10 protein-coding genes and 2 pseudogenes are annotated in these 19555 nt (G+C 43.8%); 6 read left to right on the forward strand and 6 right to left on the reverse strand.

What is annotated here, in order from left to right:
- Window positions 1-84: 84 nt before the first annotated feature.
- Entirely contained in the window at window positions 85-537 is a 453-nt protein-coding gene (locus H524_RS0100495) for a hypothetical protein (protein WP_027938820.1), read from the reverse strand.
- A gap of 1565 nt (window positions 538-2102) precedes the next feature.
- Between H524_RS0100495 and H524_RS0100505 the strand changes: the two genes are divergently transcribed.
- On the forward strand, window positions 2103-3572 hold the full coding sequence (locus tag H524_RS0100505) for a toxin-antitoxin system YwqK family antitoxin (protein WP_027938821.1): 1470 nt from the start codon (window positions 2103-2105) through the stop codon (window positions 3570-3572).
- 563 nt (window positions 3573-4135) lie between these two features.
- On the opposite strand, the gene H524_RS0100510 is transcribed toward H524_RS0100505, so the two are convergent.
- The 5 genes from H524_RS0100510 to H524_RS0100535 all read right to left on the reverse strand — a co-directional run bounded on the left by H524_RS0100510 (window position 4136) and on the right by H524_RS0100535 (window position 9607).
- Complete coding sequence (locus tag H524_RS0100510) at window positions 4136-4705, reverse strand: DUF7822 domain-containing protein (protein ID WP_027938822.1); 570 nt, start codon at window positions 4703-4705, stop codon at window positions 4136-4138.
- A gap of 374 nt (window positions 4706-5079) precedes the next feature.
- The gene (locus tag H524_RS0100520) at window positions 5080-6708 is read right to left on the reverse strand and encodes an NAD(P)-binding protein (protein WP_044121143.1); all 1629 of its coding nucleotides are present in this window, start codon (window positions 6706-6708) and stop codon (window positions 5080-5082) included.
- A 13-nt stretch (window positions 6709-6721) separates the two neighbouring features.
- A complete protein-coding gene (locus H524_RS0100525; RefSeq protein ID WP_027938824.1) occupies window positions 6722-7780 on the reverse strand; it encodes a thiamine pyrophosphate-dependent enzyme in 1059 nt (352 codons plus the stop codon).
- 14 nt (window positions 7781-7794) lie between these two features.
- Entirely contained in the window at window positions 7795-9036 is a 1242-nt protein-coding gene (gene porA / locus H524_RS0100530; RefSeq protein ID WP_027938825.1) for a pyruvate ferredoxin oxidoreductase, read from the reverse strand.
- Entirely contained in the window at window positions 9029-9607 is a 579-nt protein-coding gene (locus H524_RS0100535) for a 2-oxoacid:acceptor oxidoreductase family protein (protein WP_027938826.1), read from the reverse strand. Before H524_RS0100535 ends, porA begins: the two co-directional genes overlap by 8 nt.
- 1931 nt (window positions 9608-11538) lie before the next feature.
- On the opposite strand from H524_RS0100535, the pseudogene H524_RS17960 reads away from it, so the two are divergent.
- The 5 genes and pseudogenes from H524_RS17960 to H524_RS0100565 all read left to right on the forward strand — a co-directional run.
- Window positions 11539-11799: pseudogene (locus H524_RS17960) on the forward strand (EcoRI family type II restriction endonuclease); the annotation flags it as partial.
- A 2-nt stretch (window positions 11800-11801) separates the two neighbouring features.
- Window positions 11802-12839 (forward strand): annotated as a pseudogene (locus tag H524_RS13455) (adenine-specific methyltransferase EcoRI family protein).
- A 1315-nt stretch (window positions 12840-14154) separates the two neighbouring features.
- Window positions 14155-15153 carry an ROK family protein gene (locus tag H524_RS0100555; protein WP_156907494.1) on the forward strand — a complete coding sequence of 333 codons (999 nt, stop codon included), beginning with the start codon at window positions 14155-14157 and terminating at the stop codon, window positions 15151-15153.
- Between the two features lie 1686 nt (window positions 15154-16839).
- Complete coding sequence (locus H524_RS13460) at window positions 16840-17865, forward strand: helix-turn-helix transcriptional regulator (protein ID WP_084281565.1); 1026 nt, start codon at window positions 16840-16842, stop codon at window positions 17863-17865.
- Between the two features lie 674 nt (window positions 17866-18539).
- A complete protein-coding gene (locus H524_RS0100565) occupies window positions 18540-19430 on the forward strand; it encodes an aldose-1-epimerase (RefSeq protein ID WP_044121146.1) in 891 nt (296 codons plus the stop codon).
- The last annotated feature ends 125 nt before the right edge of the window (window positions 19431-19555 follow it).

Below are 19555 nucleotides of genomic sequence, written 5' to 3' on the forward strand. Positions count from 1 at the left end.
TTTTCTTTGGCTACATAACTCTTTGACTGGGACATGGGGACTCCTAATTTCCTACTTCTAGAAAATTATATCAAATTCATCTCCTCAAGTTGCGTTAAGAGGTGGAAAGAGTTTCTTATCCTTTGCCTTGAGGGTGTGGAGCATTCTAAAGGCTACTTCAGGCTTGCCTAAGATGGTGATGCTAGAAACATCTTTGCCATTGGTACCGGCGCATGAGTAACCCTTGATGCCGTTGAGTATGAACTCAAAGTAGAGCAGGTCGCCTTGTCTCTCAATTGGATTAACTTTAGCATGCTGAGCTACTAAGGTTCTTTGTAAGTCAGTAAGTAACTTAGTTGGGTGAATCTGACCAGAGCCTACGACGATATTAACGCTAGATTGCACACCAGGATTAACGAAGTTGACGTTAACTGAGTGCGGCATGTTCTGAGGTCTTCCTTGTACATGCCAGGTGTTGCCTAAATCTACGGTAAAGAAGTGAGTTTTGAAAACTTCAGCAGATGCAGTTGCAGGGAAGGTTAGTGTAACTGCAGCCATAACTAATCCAAGTAATGGGAGTGTAAGTTTTCTTGTAAATTCCCTTACTGACAGTTTTAGCATAGTCACGTCCTTAGCCTCATTAGGCGCTAAGTGCAAAAGACAGGGAGTAGTTTGTCTTTGGCAATGAAAATAGGGTTCTAAACTATGATTTGAGTATATGACACTTGCTCAGATTATAAGAAATCGATCATCTGACAAAGTGAAGCGAGTCAAGTTTTAAATTGCGAATATCTTGCCAATCATACTTAACATGTGTGCAGTAAGAAACGATCCACGTTTTTATAGTCTAAAAATAGCAAAAGACAGAGTGCCTTTAATCAACTTGACGTCATTAAGTGTGAGCAACATGTTTATTTTTCTGAGCAGCTAGGAAGTGTATATGTTGGGCTCTATGCAAAGAACTCTGAGGCTAAAGATATCCTTGAGGCCATATAAGTGCAGATACAGCCAAGTTTTACCGTATATGCATCAAAACTTAATAACTTTAGGGTAGAATATGCGGCCTTAGCTCATAGCATATGCTAAACAGCGTCAGACTATTAAGGTATCTGCATACACGCCTTTGGTTCGTGTTAGCGCTCTTACGTGGTTTTGATAGATGTTTTTAGGTTTTGTACTGGCATGTACTTATGGGCTTTATTGGTATCTTAGCGAGCAGGGTACCTAAGTTTGGTCAGTAGTTCTTTTTACAGGCCAAATGGCTAGTCAATTGCGCGGCGATATTTGATGAAAGATAAGCAGTGTACTTACCTAAGATACTTTGCTAATTGAGAGAAACTGTAAGGTTTTACTCGCTAGTTTGGTGATGACGTACTCAAAATTGCTAAGCGGTTGAGGATCGATCGTGAAATATTCTTAAAAGTAAGTAATATTAGACTTTGATATGTGTGTGGTTATGACTGATGAAATGTCTTTTTTAGTGTAATCACAACAGAATCACATACTGCTTTTTAAAGTATGCACGATCTTTGCTTAGAGCAAAGTGTTGTTTTGTTTTAGTCGCTATCTCGACCCATTAAGTAGCCTTAATGGAATCTCTTTTGTGTAGGCTTTATCCATGGCACTTTTTAGTGCTTTTATGCTAAAGCTTATGGCATAAGAGTAAATCTAGATGGCTTAGGTGTGTGATCTTATAGCACCTCATCAAAACGACGGCTTTGATGCAATGTAGTCTTTTGAGCAAGATTACTGTTAAAGCGATCTTTCTTGAGGATGTTTTAACTCAAGAATAGGTTTATAAATTGACTCAACATTAGGGATTTGTATAGCGTTTGCTATGCATGATCTCTATTGACTAGGCATGCACAGAGATAGTCATTAAGAGTTAATCCTTGTAGTTCACGAAAAGTACTGTTAGTTGATTTGTCCGTAACTTCAGTGCCTTTTCTTGCCATAGCTGTACAAAACGGCCAGTGGTGGTGGCAACAAGGTGCTTTTGCTTAGCTTTGTGATGCTCGTAGCTCGGGGCATATGCAACACCTTTATAGCCAGGTGCTGTCATGTGTAATTGCTATTGGTTTACTTTCTCTTATTAGAGAAACTTTTTAGGGGCATGTCTGAAAGTGCGGAACACTAACCAAGAGTTCAGAAAGGCCAAGCAAGATCCAAACGTAAAGCTAATGCTGGCCGCTGGTCCAAAGCTCACTCACTTAATGCCGGGTGATAGACCAGCTAAGCAAGACAAACCTGCCAATGACATGGGTAGGCCTGCAGCTCCACAGCAAGCTGCATCCACAGGTATGTCTACTGTCGAAGCTTTGGCTAAGGTGTTTTTCAATGCACCTGCAGCCCAAAGCTCGCCTGCAGCAAAGGCAGATCCTAATGCAGCGGCTGCTCAAAATGGAGTCAAGAAGCATACTACCGAGCGCAGTTACTTTGAAAATGGCATGATCCGCTCTGAGACGCCATTAGTTGATGGTATTCGTCACGGACGCGAGCGTGTGTTTTTTGCCAACGGTAATGTTCAAATCGAAACACCTTGGGTAAAAGGCTATAAAGAGGGTGTTGAGAAGCAGTACTTTGAAGACGGTGGTATTCGCCGCACTACTAGCTATCGTCTTTCTAAAAAGCAGGGTGCTGACACTGAGTACTTTGAGCAGGGTAATGCTATCCGTCGAGAGTCATACTACACCGATGACATCATCGATGGTACTCAGCGTGAGTTCTATCCAAACGGCACCATTAAGAATGTAAATCAATACGAGCACGGTGATCGTCACGGCATTAGCTCTACCTTCACCTCTCAAGGTGCCATCATGAATGAGACACCTTATGTGCATAACATTATTCACGGTGTAGCTCGTTCTTATTATTCAGATGGCCAGCTCAACCATGAGACACCATTCCAAAACGGTGTTAAGCATGGTGTTGAGAAGTGGTTCTACATTTCTGGCAAGATTCAGCGTGTAGCTTTCTACCAAGATGGTGAACTCAACGGCACTCGTAAGATGTATTACGAGAATGGCTACATTGAGTCAGAGACTACTTTCTCCGATGGCAAGAAGAATGGCTGGGATCGTGAGTACTACTCTTTAGACACTAGCACTGAGCCAGAGAGTGAGGGTGCTAAGGCAACCCAAAAGGTTTTAGAGACTTCAGGTGTTTCTATCATCAAGCCAAAAGATGAGAACGGCGATCGTAAGATTGTGTTCATGGGTGATGATGAGAAGCGTGGCTTAATGAAGCATGAGGCTTTCTATAACCACGGTGAGCCAGAGGGCTTAGAGCGTACTTATTACGACAATGGTAATGTCGAAACTGAAGGTAACGCTGTAAACGGCTTCTGGGAAGGCATTGCTAAGACTTACTATGAGAGTGGTGTGATTCACATGGAGTCAAACTTCAAGGCTGGTGTACGTGTCGGTGAAGAGCGTCACTACAGCTTAGCAGGCCACCTCAAGTTCATCGTCTACTATGATGAGAACGGCAAGCCATTTGAAGGCAAGTGTGCATGTGGTAAGAAGTTTACCCAAGATCAGCTCGATGCTTTCTACAACGGCTCAGGCGATCCAACCTGCGATCACCGCCGTTAATAAGCTTTAGCTTAAGCATAAGCATAAGCACCGCAAAATCCTTAAAAGCAGCAGTCATTCGACTGCTGTTTTTACTTTAGCTCCATAAAAATGCCGCGCACACATTGTAGGCATGAGATCATCGTGATGGAATCGTCTTTCTTATAGAAGTGCGCTAGTTGTGTCATTGTTTAGCCACAGGCTGTTTAGAGGTGCTAGCGCTAGCTTGCTGTAGCAAGCTGCTCCACCATGTTTGCGCTCATAACCCTAAGCTATTGAAAAGCTATGCCGCTGTAAAGGCATAATGCTGTAGCGAAGTAAATGACAAGGATCATGGGATAGGGCAATAAGCTTTTGGAGTGTTATTGCGCATAAAAGAGGGATGCAGGAGAGGGACTGCACTCGCTGCGGATAGGGCTATGAGGCTGCAGCGGTTGGCATGGGTCAATGCATTGCGTGGCGGCTATATTGTTTAGAGTACCGTGCCAGGGTAGGGGTTATGGCACGGTAATGAGCACTTATCACTAGGCGGTAGTGGATGTGGTAGTGCGGCGTTAGCTGATTGGGGTTTTAGTCAGATAGCACTATTCGTAAAAGAGCACGTCATCCCACTCGATGCCTAGAGCCTCATCAATAGCGTCGTCTTGGCCTTGCTCTTTGAAGTTCTTAAGCTGATTGAGACTGTCTTTGAGGTAGGTCTTATTTAACACATTGTTTTTGTGAAGATCATCGAGCATGTAGATGAAAAATGCAGTTTCCTCATCTTCATACTGAGACTCATCAAAGTCCTCAAAGTCGTCAGGATCATCCATCTCAAAGATCTCGACTACCTCAAGAAAGACCTTGGCATTTTTGCCTAAGTACTTGTCTAAGAACTCGTGGCTGTCGTTAGATAATTGGTTGAAAGTCTCGTCAGATAAGACACCTTGCTGATGGCAGTTATCTAAAAACTCAAAGAAGTTCTTGTAGCCTGCATCAAAGTCACCACATAAGGCTAGAGGATCGTCACTTTCCCAGATATGGGATTTAACTTTAGTGCAGTTGCCACTAACCATGAGGATGTGGCTAAGAGGGATTTCATAGGCCCACTCAGAAAGGCCCTCAAACCCCTCACTATCTGGAGTTTTAACGTATAAATAGCTGCGGTTGCTCATGATAATTCCTTTTTACAGCAAGAGACAGAAGCTAAGCTAAGCTAAGCCAAGATAAGCTTGATTGTGCAAGCAAAAGCTTGCTTTCTACTGCTGCGTGCAATGATACTGAAGTTAGCATAGCACATCGCTTGATATATAGGAGGGTTTATACCAGGAACTGTGAGGATTGATCGCTTGAAAGCTTGGGGAATAATCTTTTAGGGTTTAATTAAGGGAAACGCACTGTTCTTGTAGATTTTCGTGCTAGTTGGTGAGCGGCAATAAAAAAGCGGGCTTGAGCCCGCTTGAGATAAGGGAGAAACCCCTTCAGATTAGAATTTAGTGTTGGATTCAGGCAGGCGTCCCCGCCTGAACCACTAGATGGGACAAAGAGACTAGATCTTCTCTGGAACCATCTTAATGTGACCGCAAGGACACTCCTGAGCACAAACACCACAACCCTTACAGTAGTCGTAGTTGAACTCATAACCCTTGCCTGGGCCTAACTTGATAACAGCGTTGTCAGGGCATACGCCGTAGCAGTTGTCGCACTCCATGCAGTTACCGCATGATAAGCAACGACGAGCCTCGAAAACTGCGTTCTCTTCGGTTAAACCGTGCTGAACTTCGTCGAAGGTTGAGGTACGACGAGCAAGCTCGAGCTGAGGACGAATCTTCTTAGGAGCATCGGAGTAGTAGAATGGGTGCATGTCTTCCCAACGTGCATCCTCGTGCTTCTCTGCCTTTACGTATGGACGGCCAGATAAGAAGCCGTGAACACCGCGAGCTGCATGCTTGCCCATGCCGATAGCGGCAGTTACGGTACGGTCACCTGGAACCATGTCACCAGCTGCGAAGATACCAGATACGGTAGTCTCGAAGGTAGTGGTGTTAACGGTAACAGCGTCCTTCTGTAACTCTAAGCCTGGAATAGCCTGTAAAGGAGATAAATCAACGTTCTGACCGATAGCTAAAACTACGGAGTCAGCAGGCATGTCCTCGTACTCGCCAGTTGGCTGTGGGTTGCCCTTCTCGTCAAGTGCCATCTTCTCGATCTTTAAGGTCTCGCCTTGAGCCTGATCGATGGTGGATAACCACTTAACCTCAATACCTTCCTCGATAGCGCCATCCATTTCTTCTTCGTTAGCTGGCATCTTATCGCGGTTACGACGGTAAACGATGATTGGCTCTGCGCCTAAACGACGTAAAGAACGAGCTACGTCAACAGCGGTGTTACCACCACCGTAAACTGCTACCTTACGGCCGATCTGAATGTCGCCATCGGTAGAAACCTTCTCTAAAACGTCTAAAGCGGTAAGAATACGGGTAGTATCACCAGATGGGATGTCAACATTTGAAGATAATGAAGCACCCATGCCCATGATAACTGCGTCGTACTTGCCGTTTTCCTTCTCAGCAAGAACATTTTCGATCTTACGGCCGTACTCGATGGTTACGCCCATGTCGAGAATGCGCTGTACTTCAGCGTCTAAGATCTCACGTGGCAGACGGTATACAGGGATACCGTAACGCATCATACCGCCAGCCATCTTAGCCATTTCAACGATGTGAACAGTGTGGCCAAAACGACGTAAGTGGTAAGCAGCGGACAGACCAGCAGGGCCTGAACCGATAACTAATACACGCTTGCCGGTCTCACGAGCTGGCTTCTTGAAAGCTAAGTTGTGAGCTAAAGCGTAGTCACCTAAGAAGCGCTCAACAGAGTTGATACCTACGGACTCATCTAAGAAGCCACGGTTGCACTTGCCTTCGCAGGTGTGGTAGCAAACACGACCCATACATGCTGGGAGTGGGTTTTGCTCAACTAAAACGCGCCATGCGTGCTCATAGTCACCCTCTGATGCGTAGTAGAGCCACTGCTGGATGTTCTCACCAGCTGGGCACTGCTTGTTGCAAGGTGGGAGCTTGAATACGTTAACTGGACGTAATGTACGCCATGAACCGGTGTGATTGCTTAAGGATGAAGCAGGATCAAGGGTTGTGGCGAATGGTTTTTTCATCATTTTGAACGGCTCCTTAGACTAACTCTTGACGCTCGTAAGCCTGAATGGCGGTTGGTACGGTCTCAGGGACGGAATCGCCCATCATGTCGTACTGGCGAATGTTCTCTTCGCACATCTTCTCGAGAGCCTCGAGTACCTTAGGATCGGCCTTCTTGCCGGTTAAGTGAGCATAGCGGCGCTGTAACTTGAGGAAGTTGATGATTGGCTGCTTCTCTTTGATCTTGTGTACAGAAGTTACCTTACCGTACTCAGCCTCGAATACTGGGTAGAAGCCAGTCTCAACAGCTAAACGAGCAACAGTTACAGTGCTTGATGATGCGCTACCCCAGCCTAATGGGCATGGAACGAAAATCTGGATGTAACGAGCACCACGGTAGCTCATTGCCTTCTCAACCTTGTACTCAAGGTCACGAAGATCAGCTACGGTTGCGGTGGCTACGTAAGGAATACCGTGAGCCATAGCAATCAGTGGAACGTTCTTACCCTTACCCCAATCAGAACCTGGGTGATCACCAACTAACTGAGTGGTTGCAGTACGAGCTGATGGAGGGGTAGCAGATGAACGCTGTACACCGGTGTTCATGTATGCCTGGTTGTCGTAGCAGATGTATAAAACGTCATCGTTACGCTCAAACATACCAGAGAGTGGACCAAAACCGATATCGGTGGTACCACCGTCACCACCCTGGGCGATAATACGGGTCTCTTTGCCACCATACTTTAAGGCACGAACCTTAGCAGCGGCAGCCATACCAGTACCTACAGCAGCTGCGTTACCGAATAAGGAGTGGATCCATGGTAAACGCCATGCTGATTCAGGATATGGAGTAGAGAAAACCTCAAGACAGCCAGTAGCATTACATACAGCTAAGTTGCCGTTGGTTGCACGCATTGCAGCGTCGATAGCGGTACGAGCACCTAAAGCTTCACCGCAACCCTGGCAAGCACGGTGGCCAGAGGTTAAGGTGTTAGGACGATCCACCTCGGCCTGAACAGCGCGCATGGATGGGTTTAAAAGACGGTTACCTACGGTGTTGGAACCGGTCTGGTAGAAATGAATCTTGTCTAACATTGCGATCTCCAGAACTAGCGTACAGACTTAATGATGTCGCTCTCAGCGATAGGGCCGTCTGCAAAAGAAACACCCTCGGCATCCTTTAAGTAGTTGTTGAGGACATTAGGTTGAGCATCAACGAAGGTTAATTCCTCAACTAACTTGCCCTGAAGAGCCAGATCAGCGATGTTCTTGATGGTTGAACCTAAGATTGCACGACCACCTAAGCCAGCTACTACAGAACGGATCTTGCAGTCAGTGCCGTACATGGAGCGCTCAACCTCTGGGCCGATAATGCCACGAGCACCGATGGAGAATGCACGCTCAAGAACAACAACGTTCTTGCAGTCGCCGATAGCTGCCTTCATTGCCTCGTATGGGAATGGACGGTAGGCCTTTAATGAGATAATGCCAACCTTGTAGCCCTGCTCATTGAGACGATCAACTTCGTCCTTAGCAGTACCAACTGAAGAACCAGCGATAACGATCTTAACGTCAGCATTGTCGCAGTTGTAGCACTCAACTAAGCCGCCAGAGTTGCGACCGGTGAGCTTACGGTACTCTTCGGTAACCTTCTCGATAACGCCAATAGCCTTAGCCATCTTGCGCTGCTGTAAAATCTTAACCTCAGTAAATGCCTCTGGGCCAACCATAGCACCCATAGAAATAGGCTGCTTAGGATCTAAGAACTCCTTAGGGTTGTACTCAGGTAAGAATGAATCGATCTGCTCTTGTGATGGAATGTCCATACGCTCAAAAGCGTGGGTTAATACGTAGCCATCCATCAGAACCATGACTGGAAGACCAACTTCTTCAGCGATCTTGAAAGCCATGATGTGGGTGTCAACTGCGTCCTGGTTGGACTCACAGAATAACTGTAACCAGCCAGAGTCACGCTGTGACAGGGAGTCAGAGTGGTCGTTCCAAATGTTAATAGGAGCACCGATAGCACGGGATGCTACGGTCATAACCATAGGAAGACCTAAACCTGATGCGTTGTATACGCCTTCTGCCATGAACAGGAGACCCTGAGAGGCAGTAGCAGTGTAGGTACGAACACCACCGGCTGCAGCACCGATGGAGATAGACATAGCGGAGAACTCGGATTCACAGTTAATGAACTCGCACTCCTTGAGCTTGCCTTCCTTTACGAGCTTACCTACGTTCTCAACGATGTGAGTTTGTGGGGAAATTGGGTAAGCACATACAGCACCAGGACGGCAAAGGGCAACGGCCTCAGCGATACCAAGAGAACCTTCGATTTGCTTAAGCATTTGCGCCTCCGTTCTTGATGTTGCTAATAAATTCGTAAGCTAAAGCAGCGGTCTCAGCGTTAGCATCACCGACCTTGCCTGGATAGCGGGTTTGGAATGACTTCTGTACTGACTCGAGCTTGAAGATGCCGGTAACAGCTGCTAAAGCGGCGATCATTGGTGCACCTGGAAGTGGACGACCAATCTTCTGCATAGCAAAGTCAGTTGCTGGTACAGTGTAAACGTGACCAGCTGGTAAACGCTTAACCAGCTCTGGAACGATTTCCTCTGGGGACTCGTTGGTGTTGATGATGGCGTAGCCATTATCAGATAAACCAGCGAATACGTCTAAAGCGGTTAATAAAGTACGATCCTGAACAACTACAGCATCAGGACATAAAATTGGCTCGTGAGTTCTGATCTCTTTTTGATCAATACGAGCATATGCAACAACTGGAGCGCCTGTACGCTCGGAACCGAAGCTTGGGAAAGCTTGTGCACAGTGGCCTTCTAAGAATGCTGAGAGTGACAGCATTTCGGCTGCGGTAACTACGCCCTGACCGCCACGGCCGTGTAATCTAATCTGAAGCAAAGTAGGCTCCTTTAATATGCATCAAATCAATTTTCTCTTAGCCTTAGCTACTTACTTATGACTTCTGCACAGGGATACGACTTTTCTTTTACTACGCGATGCATTAAGAATGTTCTAATATGAGGACTTTCAGTAAGCATCAAGATTGAAGCTTTATTTGCAAACGCCTTTTCTTGGCGTTTGTGTCAACACATCAACCGTTAATACTTAACTGATGTATTAGCCATTTTTTAAGTAGTAAAAGCCAAGTGCACAATATCTTGCGATACTGTCTCGAAACAGCAGGTATAAAAGGCATACAAGGAGCACTTGACTTGAGTGCATATCCTTTAGCCTTAATACATACACAGACCTGCAAGAAATGACTGTGTACAACCGCTCCGAACCTTGTTACGGGGCACTTAAGACAGTTTGACAAGGACTGCCGTCGTAGTCCGCTTACCTTCAGGAGATGTCAGAAGACAATCCTAACGTTTAAGCAAATGAACTAACGGGAAAGATCCGCAAGTTACGCCATTAAGAGTTCTTATCTCACCTTCAGTCTCCACGAAAGAGGGAGCAAAACAGCTTAACTTAGGTGCTTGATGTATAAGAGAAAGCTTACACGCAAGAGCACCTGCGAAACTCAAAAACAATATAGTCAACAACACCGTAAAAAGCCACGTACCAATTCTGATTTTGGTTAGCGTCGGATAACTATAAACGTGATGATCTTCACACTAAATTGCCAAAACGGTGCCCATGGCAGTGCGGTTGCACTAAAAATGATAAGTATAAATATTATGTCATAGATAAAATCGGTGATCTAAAAGCGCATAAATCCCTTATCTACAAAGGTTAGCTATAGGTAATTGGGATTAGGCTAGATGGCTATGATGTAATCTAGATCACAACTTGTGACATTCAGAACTTTAATAAACCTACTTAATTAAATGATTTTAATAAATAGCTATCGCCACTAAATTGATGTGAAATTTTTCAAAAGATGATGTGCATGCTGTTTATAAGCACGTGTATCTATTTGAGAATAAAAGATATATAAGTAACGCTTATGGAAAATCGGTTCTTAAACGCAGTCACATCCGCATCAATTAATAGGTGCTAAACCTAGTAGATTAGCCAAAGTTGGGCATTATCTTGGATCCAAGGTGCCGATTACTGCAAAAACACTGCAAAGAGTCTCACTTGAAAAACTAGTATCAAAAGGGCGCTTTTTAGGTCATATTCTGGAGTGAAGTTTCAATTTGACATGTCTCAATGAAATTAAACTCCATGCCAATTACCGCTGCACCTTCTCTTTTCGCCCGCAATGGTGCAAAGCAAATTACGCAAAGCTACTCATTATCAACTCAAAGTCACGAGGCCTACCAAGCCCATAATGCAATGCCAGGCTAGCACATAGTTGAGGCTGCCTATGCTATAGCGTGTGGCAGCCGATCTTATAGCGTGAGGCCTCATCACCATCTATAACTAGGCAGGTTGCTATTTCAAGCAACAAGCTTAATATCTATTGAATACTTCAGCCAGGTAACACGTTCACAGGCATATACATACATACATACATATATATGTATCAGCTGACTGCATTGCTCATAAGATGGTACCTGTGTAGGTAATCGCAATGCCAAAGTAGCTGCAGCTAAGGTCAGATAGTGTCCATCTACATATATAGAAGCAGTACAGACTTTAGTAACACCAATCATTCTACTGGGCTATGTATATGACCATCATTAATGGATTCAGAACCTTTAGTTGACCTTAAAGTTATATCTAGCAGTTTAAGATCTTGGTGGTATAAGTCATACAGTAACGCCAGGCTTACCTCGTTGCTGCTCTCAGATCAGGTATCTTACGTTTGTGCTTAGTTTGGCGGGCTCTAAGTTGCTTAGTGAATCTATTAATGTAGCTCGCTCAGATGGACGGTTGTTTCTTTAGAGAATGATTCAGGACTTGTTAACAGAATAGATAGACTAACCTCAGCAGTCTATGACATGGTAATCAGTATCGACCACTGTTAAACAAGTTTGTTAAGCATGAAGACAGAACAATCATGTTGCAGGCTGCTTCTATTTTATATACAAGGTAATGGTAAGGGGTGTACAAAGGAACAAATGTTTGAAATCATGCTTGAGATAGCTGAAACATCGTTGCAGATGCTTGGCAGGGATTTGAGGAATCAAATGAAAGGTTGAGTATGGCAAGACAAGCAACAAATAAGAACCTACAGAAAGCCAAGAGGCTTAAAAGCGACGAGTTCTATACTCAACTTTGCGATATAGAGCGTGAATTGCAGCATTATGATGGTTGCTTTGTAGATAAGGTTGTTTACTGCAACACCGATGATCCTAAAGACAGTAATTTCTTTAAGTTCTTCAAGCACAATTTTAGAAAGCTTGGGCTGCGCAAGCTAATAGCTTCGTGTTACAAAGAACAAAGTAGGGGTCTTTTTAGTGAGCCTGCTAGAGGGCAAGCATATTACTGTGTTTATGAAGGTAGCGAAGAGACGACTAAAGTAGGCTACTTTAAAGGCGATGGTGATTTTAGAAGTGAAGAGTGTTTGGCCTTACTTAAGCAGGCAGATATTGTTGTCACTAACCCACCATTTTCACTTTTCAGAGAGTTTGTAGCTCAACTTGTTGCATATCAAAAGGATTTTTTAGTAATTGGCAACATTAACGCAATCACTTACAAAGAGATATTTGAGCTAATCCAAGGCGATCGTGCCTGGCTTGGCGTTAATCTTGGTCGTGGCATTTCTGGGTTCATTGTCCCTGACCACTACGAGCAATATGGTAGCGAGGTTGATATTAATGCAAACGGGCAAAAAATCATCTCCACTAATAACTGCCTCTGGCTTACTAACTTGGATTTAGCTTAAAGGCGCAATGATATCAATCTCACTAAACATTATTCAGGAAATGAGCGCTGCTATCCTAAATACGATAATTGCGACGCTATCAACGTAAACAAGACCAAGGATATTCCTAAAGACTACCCTGGACTCATGGGAGTGCCGATAACTTTCTTGCACAAATACAATCCAAGTCAATTTGAAATTGTAAGGTTTAGAAAAGGCGATGACGGCAAAGACCTACGTGTCAACGGCAAATGCCCGTACTTTAGGATCCTTGTGAAAAATAGGGCACCTTTGACATCCACCATTATCCCCACAAATGGCCAAGCACCAGCGCAAGCATCAGCATCTGCTCTGAATATGCAAACAGGCAAGTAGTTGCATCTGGTCAGAATATGCAAATGACCGAGCTGATGCGGCTGATTGAATAGCAAAGCTTATTTGGGATTGTCGTTTTTCATACACTGCAAAGTTTGCAGAAAGCTGCTTATGCTGCAGTGCGCTTTTATGGTAGAGATTGGCTGATCTTTTTGTTTGTAAATGGCTTAAATATGCTATTCGTGGGCAAGTAATGTCTTGCCTTTTCGCAGTCGCAACAATTTTTTATCTATGTAGTATGGCGCTCAATGCATATCTAGGCGCTGAAAATCCCATAGATATGCAAATCTTGATACATAATCAAAGCGTAGACAATCTCTTTATCAGTGATAATTTGCTTGAGTATATGATAACAATTTGCAAATACTTATACTAAGTATTGTGGCCATAGTTCATTATTGATGTAATAGCCACCGAACAAGTCTTGATCGCGTCCTGTATTACTGTGAACCCAGTTGAGTACAGGGCGCTTTTTTATTTTGGCCCTCCAAAAAATCAGATACAGCCATTCGTCCTCTCTTTTTCACTCATCCCAAGCATACAGACACAATCCCTGCAGAGACTGCTGCCCTTCACTTACAAAGCCGTTGACAGCTCTACAGGTAGCACCGTATAAAGGCGTCACATCCCGTAACTGCTTAGTCATTTAGCCCGTAGCATTGGTATGCAGTCGGTCTCAACTTGCTTGTCTCACACCTCCTAACTAGATGCTTAATGGATGCTTACATCGGGTTATTCTGCCGTGCTAATAAACGAGGTACTTGCTGCACTAGCCATGGGGCGTGGTGCGTGAGATCTTTGTTCGCCATCTATAAATGAGAGTGTGGTGGGCAATAGCCATCAAATTTGTAAGTTTAGTGGCCTTGGTTGCTAATACGCTGCCTTTTGCCTTATGGGCTGGCAAGGTGGCCGTGCTTAAGATATAAGCACAGGGGATTATTGAGATTAAGTCGCATGAGGGCTATAAAGTGAGACATGAGCCTGTGTATTGGCAAAAGCTTGAGATAGGCCTCAGGACTTGCATGCTAGTCTCATGCTAGAATCAATAAGATGCCGCTTTGCTATCACTGAGCATGTATGAGCTCGTGATTAGGGGCGCTTCGGTGTTTTTACTTACTTGGCGATTAGTCATTTTGTGTTAAAAATGTGTTTGCTATTTTGAGGCCTTTTTGTACTATATGGCGGACAAAGCTCTTTTACGAGCGTCATTGGATAGGTCAAAAGTAGCTATCTTTATTTTGAGCAAGCGATACCTTACAAAAGGCAGAGCTTGAGTGTTAGTGTGTTAATCCTTGTTTAGTTTAGGGTGCCATTAGTGAAAGATATCAACCAACTGTTGATGAGCCATGATATCCGTGAGAAGAATCTTGAGACAGTTCTCAGGACTCTTCATAAAGAACAGGTATCAACTGCAACTAAGCTAAATAAGCTCACCGGCTTATCTGTAGTTACTGTTAATAAGCTCCTCGATCAGCTTGTTGAGTCTGGACAGGTTAGAGTAGGTGCTAATACTAAGAACCTCAAAGGAAGACCTGCCTCTACTTATCACTTTAATGCAGCCTATAAATTAGTGCTCATCATTTCATGTTACAAGAGAGGCGGCCACGACTATGCGGGCTACTCGATTCATGATCTGTTTGGTGAGTGTATTGAACGCCGTGAAGAGTTACTTGCGACCGTCCATACTGATGAGTTTAAAGTAGCGATTGAGAACTACTTAGAGCGCTTCCCAAAGATCTCCATGATCGGTATCTCCATGCCATCTGAGTCGATTGGCGGCCGTATGGCTTCAGCACTACGTCGTGATCCTCTGTCACGTCGTTTAGCGCAGCATATGAAAAATCGCTTCCACCTACCGGTCTTTTTGGAAACTGATATTAATGCTGCTACTTTAGGAGCCTTTAAACGTCACTCTCAATACGAGTTCGTGTGCGGTTTAGCATTAGTACCAGGTAGATCTCCTGTGTGCTCCTTCTGTTATAACGGCTCCTTGATCCGAGGTCGTGATGGCTTAGCTGGTGAAGTTAAGCACTTCCCGATGTATAACAATATCGGTATCTTGCCACTTGACCCAGATGCTGCTGATGATCTTGCAGTACGTACACTGCAGGCAGTCACCTGCGTGCTTAATCCTGCACTGATCGTCGTCTATACTGAGAGCCTTAAGTCTGGGCCTGCTCTTGCTGATCGCCTTAAGCGTCGTCTGACTAATGAGGCAGAAATCGTATTAATGCCAAAGATCGAGGTTACCGATCATATGCGTGAAGACATTGTCTCAGGCATGATCACCTTATGCTTAGAACATCTAAGCTAAGAAACACTGCTAAAAGATTTGATAAGGCACAAGTTGCCATCATAAGAGGGTCTAGGAGCACTGCTGCTAGGCCCTTTTTCATAAATAGACTTACATCGCCACCTAAACTCTTCGAGTTATCGGCGGAGAATTACGCCTATTAGTTAAATCGGATAAATCTTTAGAGCAGCAATCTTAAAATAAAGGTCAGGGCTATAGGATAGGCAGCATAGCGGATGTCGAATTGAACGAGATCATTTGGGGCACAAGGAATATGACTGTGCATTTTGTGCTTTGGAAGAGACTAAATGATGGTCTACTAAACATAACTAAGCTCCTCAATAGGATATTAGTTGGCTTTTCAGCAATATGAGTTCACTTATAGGGAGATAAAAGTGAGACTTTATCTCTATATCAATTGTTCTGTTATATAGTATTTGAACTCTATCAACTAGGCTAATTGGCTTGAACATTGATCTAAGTTTTGTGTAAGTGCGTTTAAATCCTAGATACTCTTAGAAAACTTTATGCTACAAATCAAAAATAAGGATACTCATCAGTCCAATAAATAAAATTATTGCACATAATGCCAAACATGCTTACACAACTATAGTTGACATAATTTATATAAGTGTTAAAATGAATTGTGAAACAGTTCACTAAAGGTGTTGTATACTAGTATGGATCAGCTAAGTTAGCTCATATGCTAGCTTGTTCAACGAATTAGTTAAGATTTAAACCTTGTCTAAACCTACAATTGAGTGTGACAAGTACATAAATATTTAGTTAACCATCATTTGCATTGAATGCCATATGCACATTGGTGCTATACTCTTTTTCGTTGCAGCACATGAGTTCTAGCCTCTGTCATGCCTTTTGGGGCCATACAGGGCATTACTAAAACTGATACAACCCTTAAGCTCAATATATGCACATTCAGTAACTTAGAACTTCATTTTTTAAACACTGAATGATTTTATGCATGTTTTGCTCTAGACATAAGAATTGGCTGTAATACCCAACTACTTATATATAGAGTAATATTTGAATGCTTTAGGTATGCAACTAAGTTAAGACTTCTTTGCTTGCTCATGCAGAGGCATCTTTAATCAACGCTTATACATGTTAGGCAGTTAGTGCTCTGATCTTATACATGTATGCTCCTTTAAAGAGACCTTTGTCATTTACTTATATTTGTTGTTTCCGCTAGGTTACTTCATAAAGTAATGAGCAGTGAAATAGCTTGATTCACTGATTGGGACAGCACAAGATAAGCTTAGTTTGCCATCTGTTGTTGGCTTTACCTTAATGGTAAAGTCTGAATATGCAAACCTTTTGAACTTATAGCCTGTAGCTAGTAAGACAAAGGGTTTGTGGTAGTGTATGCACAGTTAGATGTAGATTTTTGTGTGGTTAAGGTTCACCAGAAGACTTGTTGCAATGAGTGCTTGGCTTATTGCGCTCACCTTGTGTGAATGATACTGCAAGATTGTTTATATTGGCCGATGCGCACTTTAATCGTTGTTTAATCATATGTCGTATGTGCAGGATCTGTTGTTCATTGTGTGGTTCATACAGCACAGCGACAATTTGCGATTTTAAGCTGGCTTGATGATAGGAGCTTGGTGCTAGTGTTACGTTTTATCAACATTAGTAGCTATCAGTTAATACTGCTTAAATGAGCAAGTACTATGAAAGGGACAAGGTATGGCAGCAAACTCCTATTCAAGCACGAATGGGTCTGAAACAGAGTCAATGGATCCACCCGCAATTGCCTTTAAGTGGACCCAGGCACGACGCCTTGAGTTTATTGACTTTCGTTTAAGTTCAGACGGACGCGTTAATCGTAGTGACCTCGTTGATTTCTTTGGTATCTCTGTACCACAGGCATCTTTAGATTTAGCTCGCTACCTTGAGTTAGTTCGCAAAGCTACTCCAAGACGTAAGAATCTTATCTACAATCGTCATCTTAAGTACTATGTTCGTACTGAAGACTTCAAGCCACTGTTCCCAACGGTATCTAATCCGCAAAGCTACTTAGCTGATTTGCTTGCTCTGTGCCGTGGTGAGTTACCTCAGTCCCGCAATTTCTTTGGCTATGTACCAAATGTAGGTGTTGCCACCTTCGTACCTCCACGCCGTAGTGTCGACCCTGAGATTCTCTTCAATATTCTTGAAGCAATTCGTTGCCGTATGGCTGTGCACGTTACCTACATGAGCGTTAGCTCTGATGGTGATCAGTCACACCTGATTGCTCCTCATGGTCTTGCTTACGATGGCAACCGTTGGCACGTACGTGCTTACTGCTACAATCGCCATGGATTCCGTGATTTTGTTCTATCACGCCTGCTTACTTGTTCTGCACCGGACATCCAAGCACCTGAAGATCGCTTCACTGCTCCTGGTGGTAACGGTGTCGTAATAGTAAGTACCTCTGGTCGTGATGATCGTGATTGGAATACTCTTATCGATCTCGTATTATGCGCAAATCCTAAGTTACCTGAGCGTGCTAGACGTGCTGTTGAGATGGATTACGGCATGGAAGAGAATGGTACTGTGGTTTACACTTGTCGTCGTGCCTTAGTCTTCTATACCCTGCAGTGGTTACGACTCACTCCACATGATGTTAACTTACCTCCAGAGTGCCGTCAGATTGTCTTAGACAATGAAGACGAGGTAATGGCAGTTTTAGAGAATGACAACTTCTCCTCATTAACTGTTATTCATGAGTGAAACGATCCTGCAAGTCAGGTATTCGTTGCAAATTCTGGTCTAAAGTCGCTCTCTAATTCTCAAAAGCGCAAGTAATAGACCTAAAAATGCCCTAGCAACTCAAGTTGCCAGGGCTTTTTAGTTTCTGCATACAGCATATCTTGCAGCGCTATCCTCGCCTCAATCTTTGCACGCATCAACGTAGCTACAAGCGCTTTAGGCAACACGCGTCTAAGTTATATGAAAGGGCAGGAATGTGTACTCTAAAGGATGCAGTGAAGGTATGTAGATGCAAATCTCTAAGGCTATACTAGCAGCAAGGCAATTATGCTATGTATAGCCTAGGCGTATAGCTCATTACATATTAGAGCTGTCATCTTTGATACAAGATAGGGTGTCATCGCTTTTTAGCTAGATACTTGCGTTAGCACGCAATTTAGCTATATCTTTTGGTCTTTTACAATCAAGAATGCAAAGTTTGTTGTATCATGTATCATAGTGCAACAATTGTTTAGCAATCCCGGTGAGTGTTGTCAGCCCACATGGTGTGCTGCAAACAATATATAAAGATCAACTAATGGATGAGCCTTGTAGAGGCTTTCTCTAAGCTAGTTTGTTTTACGACCTAGTCACAAGCAGTGTATTCGTGATTGATCTTTTGGACTTTTCAATCAGACAAAAGCAAGGTGGAATTTATGCATCTTAGCGGCAAGACGGTTTTACTCCAGGCAGGTGATTACACTGCGACTATCGTAACCATCGGCGGTGCAATTGCTAGCTTAAAGTATTTAGGTCATGACATCGTCATGCCTTGGAAGCCAGAGTCTGTTCCTGAGGGCTATCAGGGCAAGATCCTCGCTCCATGGCCAAATCGTATTCCTGATGGTATCTATACTTTTGCAAATCAAGAGTACAGTCTTCCTATCAACGACAAAGAGACTCAGTGTGCCTCTCATGGTTTAGTGGCTTGGCAAGAATGGTCCATCAAGAGTATGTCAGCAAGCGGCGTTGAGCTGCAGTGCTTTATTCCTCCACAGCCAGGTTATCCTTTCTTAATCAGCCTGCAGGCTAATTATGAGCTTATTGAGGGCATGGGTCTTAAGATCGACATTACTGCTCAGAACGTAGGCAAGGAAGACGCTCCATATGGCATCGGTATGCACCCATATATCACTATTGATGGTCAGCTCATCGATGAGTGCGTATTATCCATGCCATTTACTCGTGCCTTTGCCTTATCCGAGCGCAAGATCCCAACTGAGGTTGTCTCTGTAGATGACTTAGGCTTCAACTTCCAAAAGCCACGTGCTATGGGCCCAGTTGAAATCGATCACTGCTTCATCTCTGAAGGCGCTGCTCGCATGAATACCGTCATGCTCGAGAACAAGGATCTGAAGGTTTACTGCAAGTCTAATGCTCCATTCATGCAGCTGTACACTCCAGATAAATTAGGTCGTAAGTGCTTAGCTGTTGAGCCTATGACTTGTGCTGCTAATGCCTTTAACAATGGCTACGGGCTCATCACCTTAAAGGAACATCAGCACAGCACCTTAACCTACATCATTGGTGCTGTTAAGCAGGTCTAAGCGCTAGCTTAATAGGATATATGCTTTGATTAAAAAATGCAGACCATCACTAGGCCTGCATTTTTTTATGCGCCCAATCTAAATGCCTTAAGGTTTTGCACCTTATGAAGTGGTCCCATGTATAG

Source organism: Anaerobiospirillum succiniciproducens DSM 6400 (assembly GCF_000482845.1).
Lineage (GTDB): Bacteria > Pseudomonadota > Gammaproteobacteria > Enterobacterales > Succinivibrionaceae > Anaerobiospirillum > Anaerobiospirillum succiniciproducens.

What these genes read in the sequence shown, in the direction of transcription:
- H524_RS0100495 (WP_027938820.1), bottom strand. Translation starts at nt 537, where the DNA reads ATGGCTGCAGTTACACTAACCTTCCCTGCAACTGCATCTGCTGAAGTT.
- H524_RS0100510 (WP_027938822.1), bottom strand. Translation starts at nt 4,705, where the DNA reads ATGAGCAACCGCAGCTATTTATACGTTAAAACTCCAGATAGTGAGGGG.
- H524_RS0100520 (WP_044121143.1), bottom strand. Translation starts at nt 6,708, where the DNA reads ATGATGAAAAAACCATTCGCCACAACCCTTGATCCTGCTTCATCCTTA.
- H524_RS0100525 (WP_027938824.1), bottom strand. Translation starts at nt 7,780, where the DNA reads ATGTTAGACAAGATTCATTTCTACCAGACCGGTTCCAACACCGTAGGT.
- porA (WP_027938825.1), bottom strand. Translation starts at nt 9,036, where the DNA reads ATGCTTAAGCAAATCGAAGGTTCTCTTGGTATCGCTGAGGCCGTTGCC.
- H524_RS13460 (WP_084281565.1), top strand. Translation starts at nt 16,840, where the DNA reads ATGGCAGCAAACTCCTATTCAAGCACGAATGGGTCTGAAACAGAGTCA.
- H524_RS0100565 (WP_044121146.1), top strand. Translation starts at nt 18,540, where the DNA reads ATGCATCTTAGCGGCAAGACGGTTTTACTCCAGGCAGGTGATTACACT.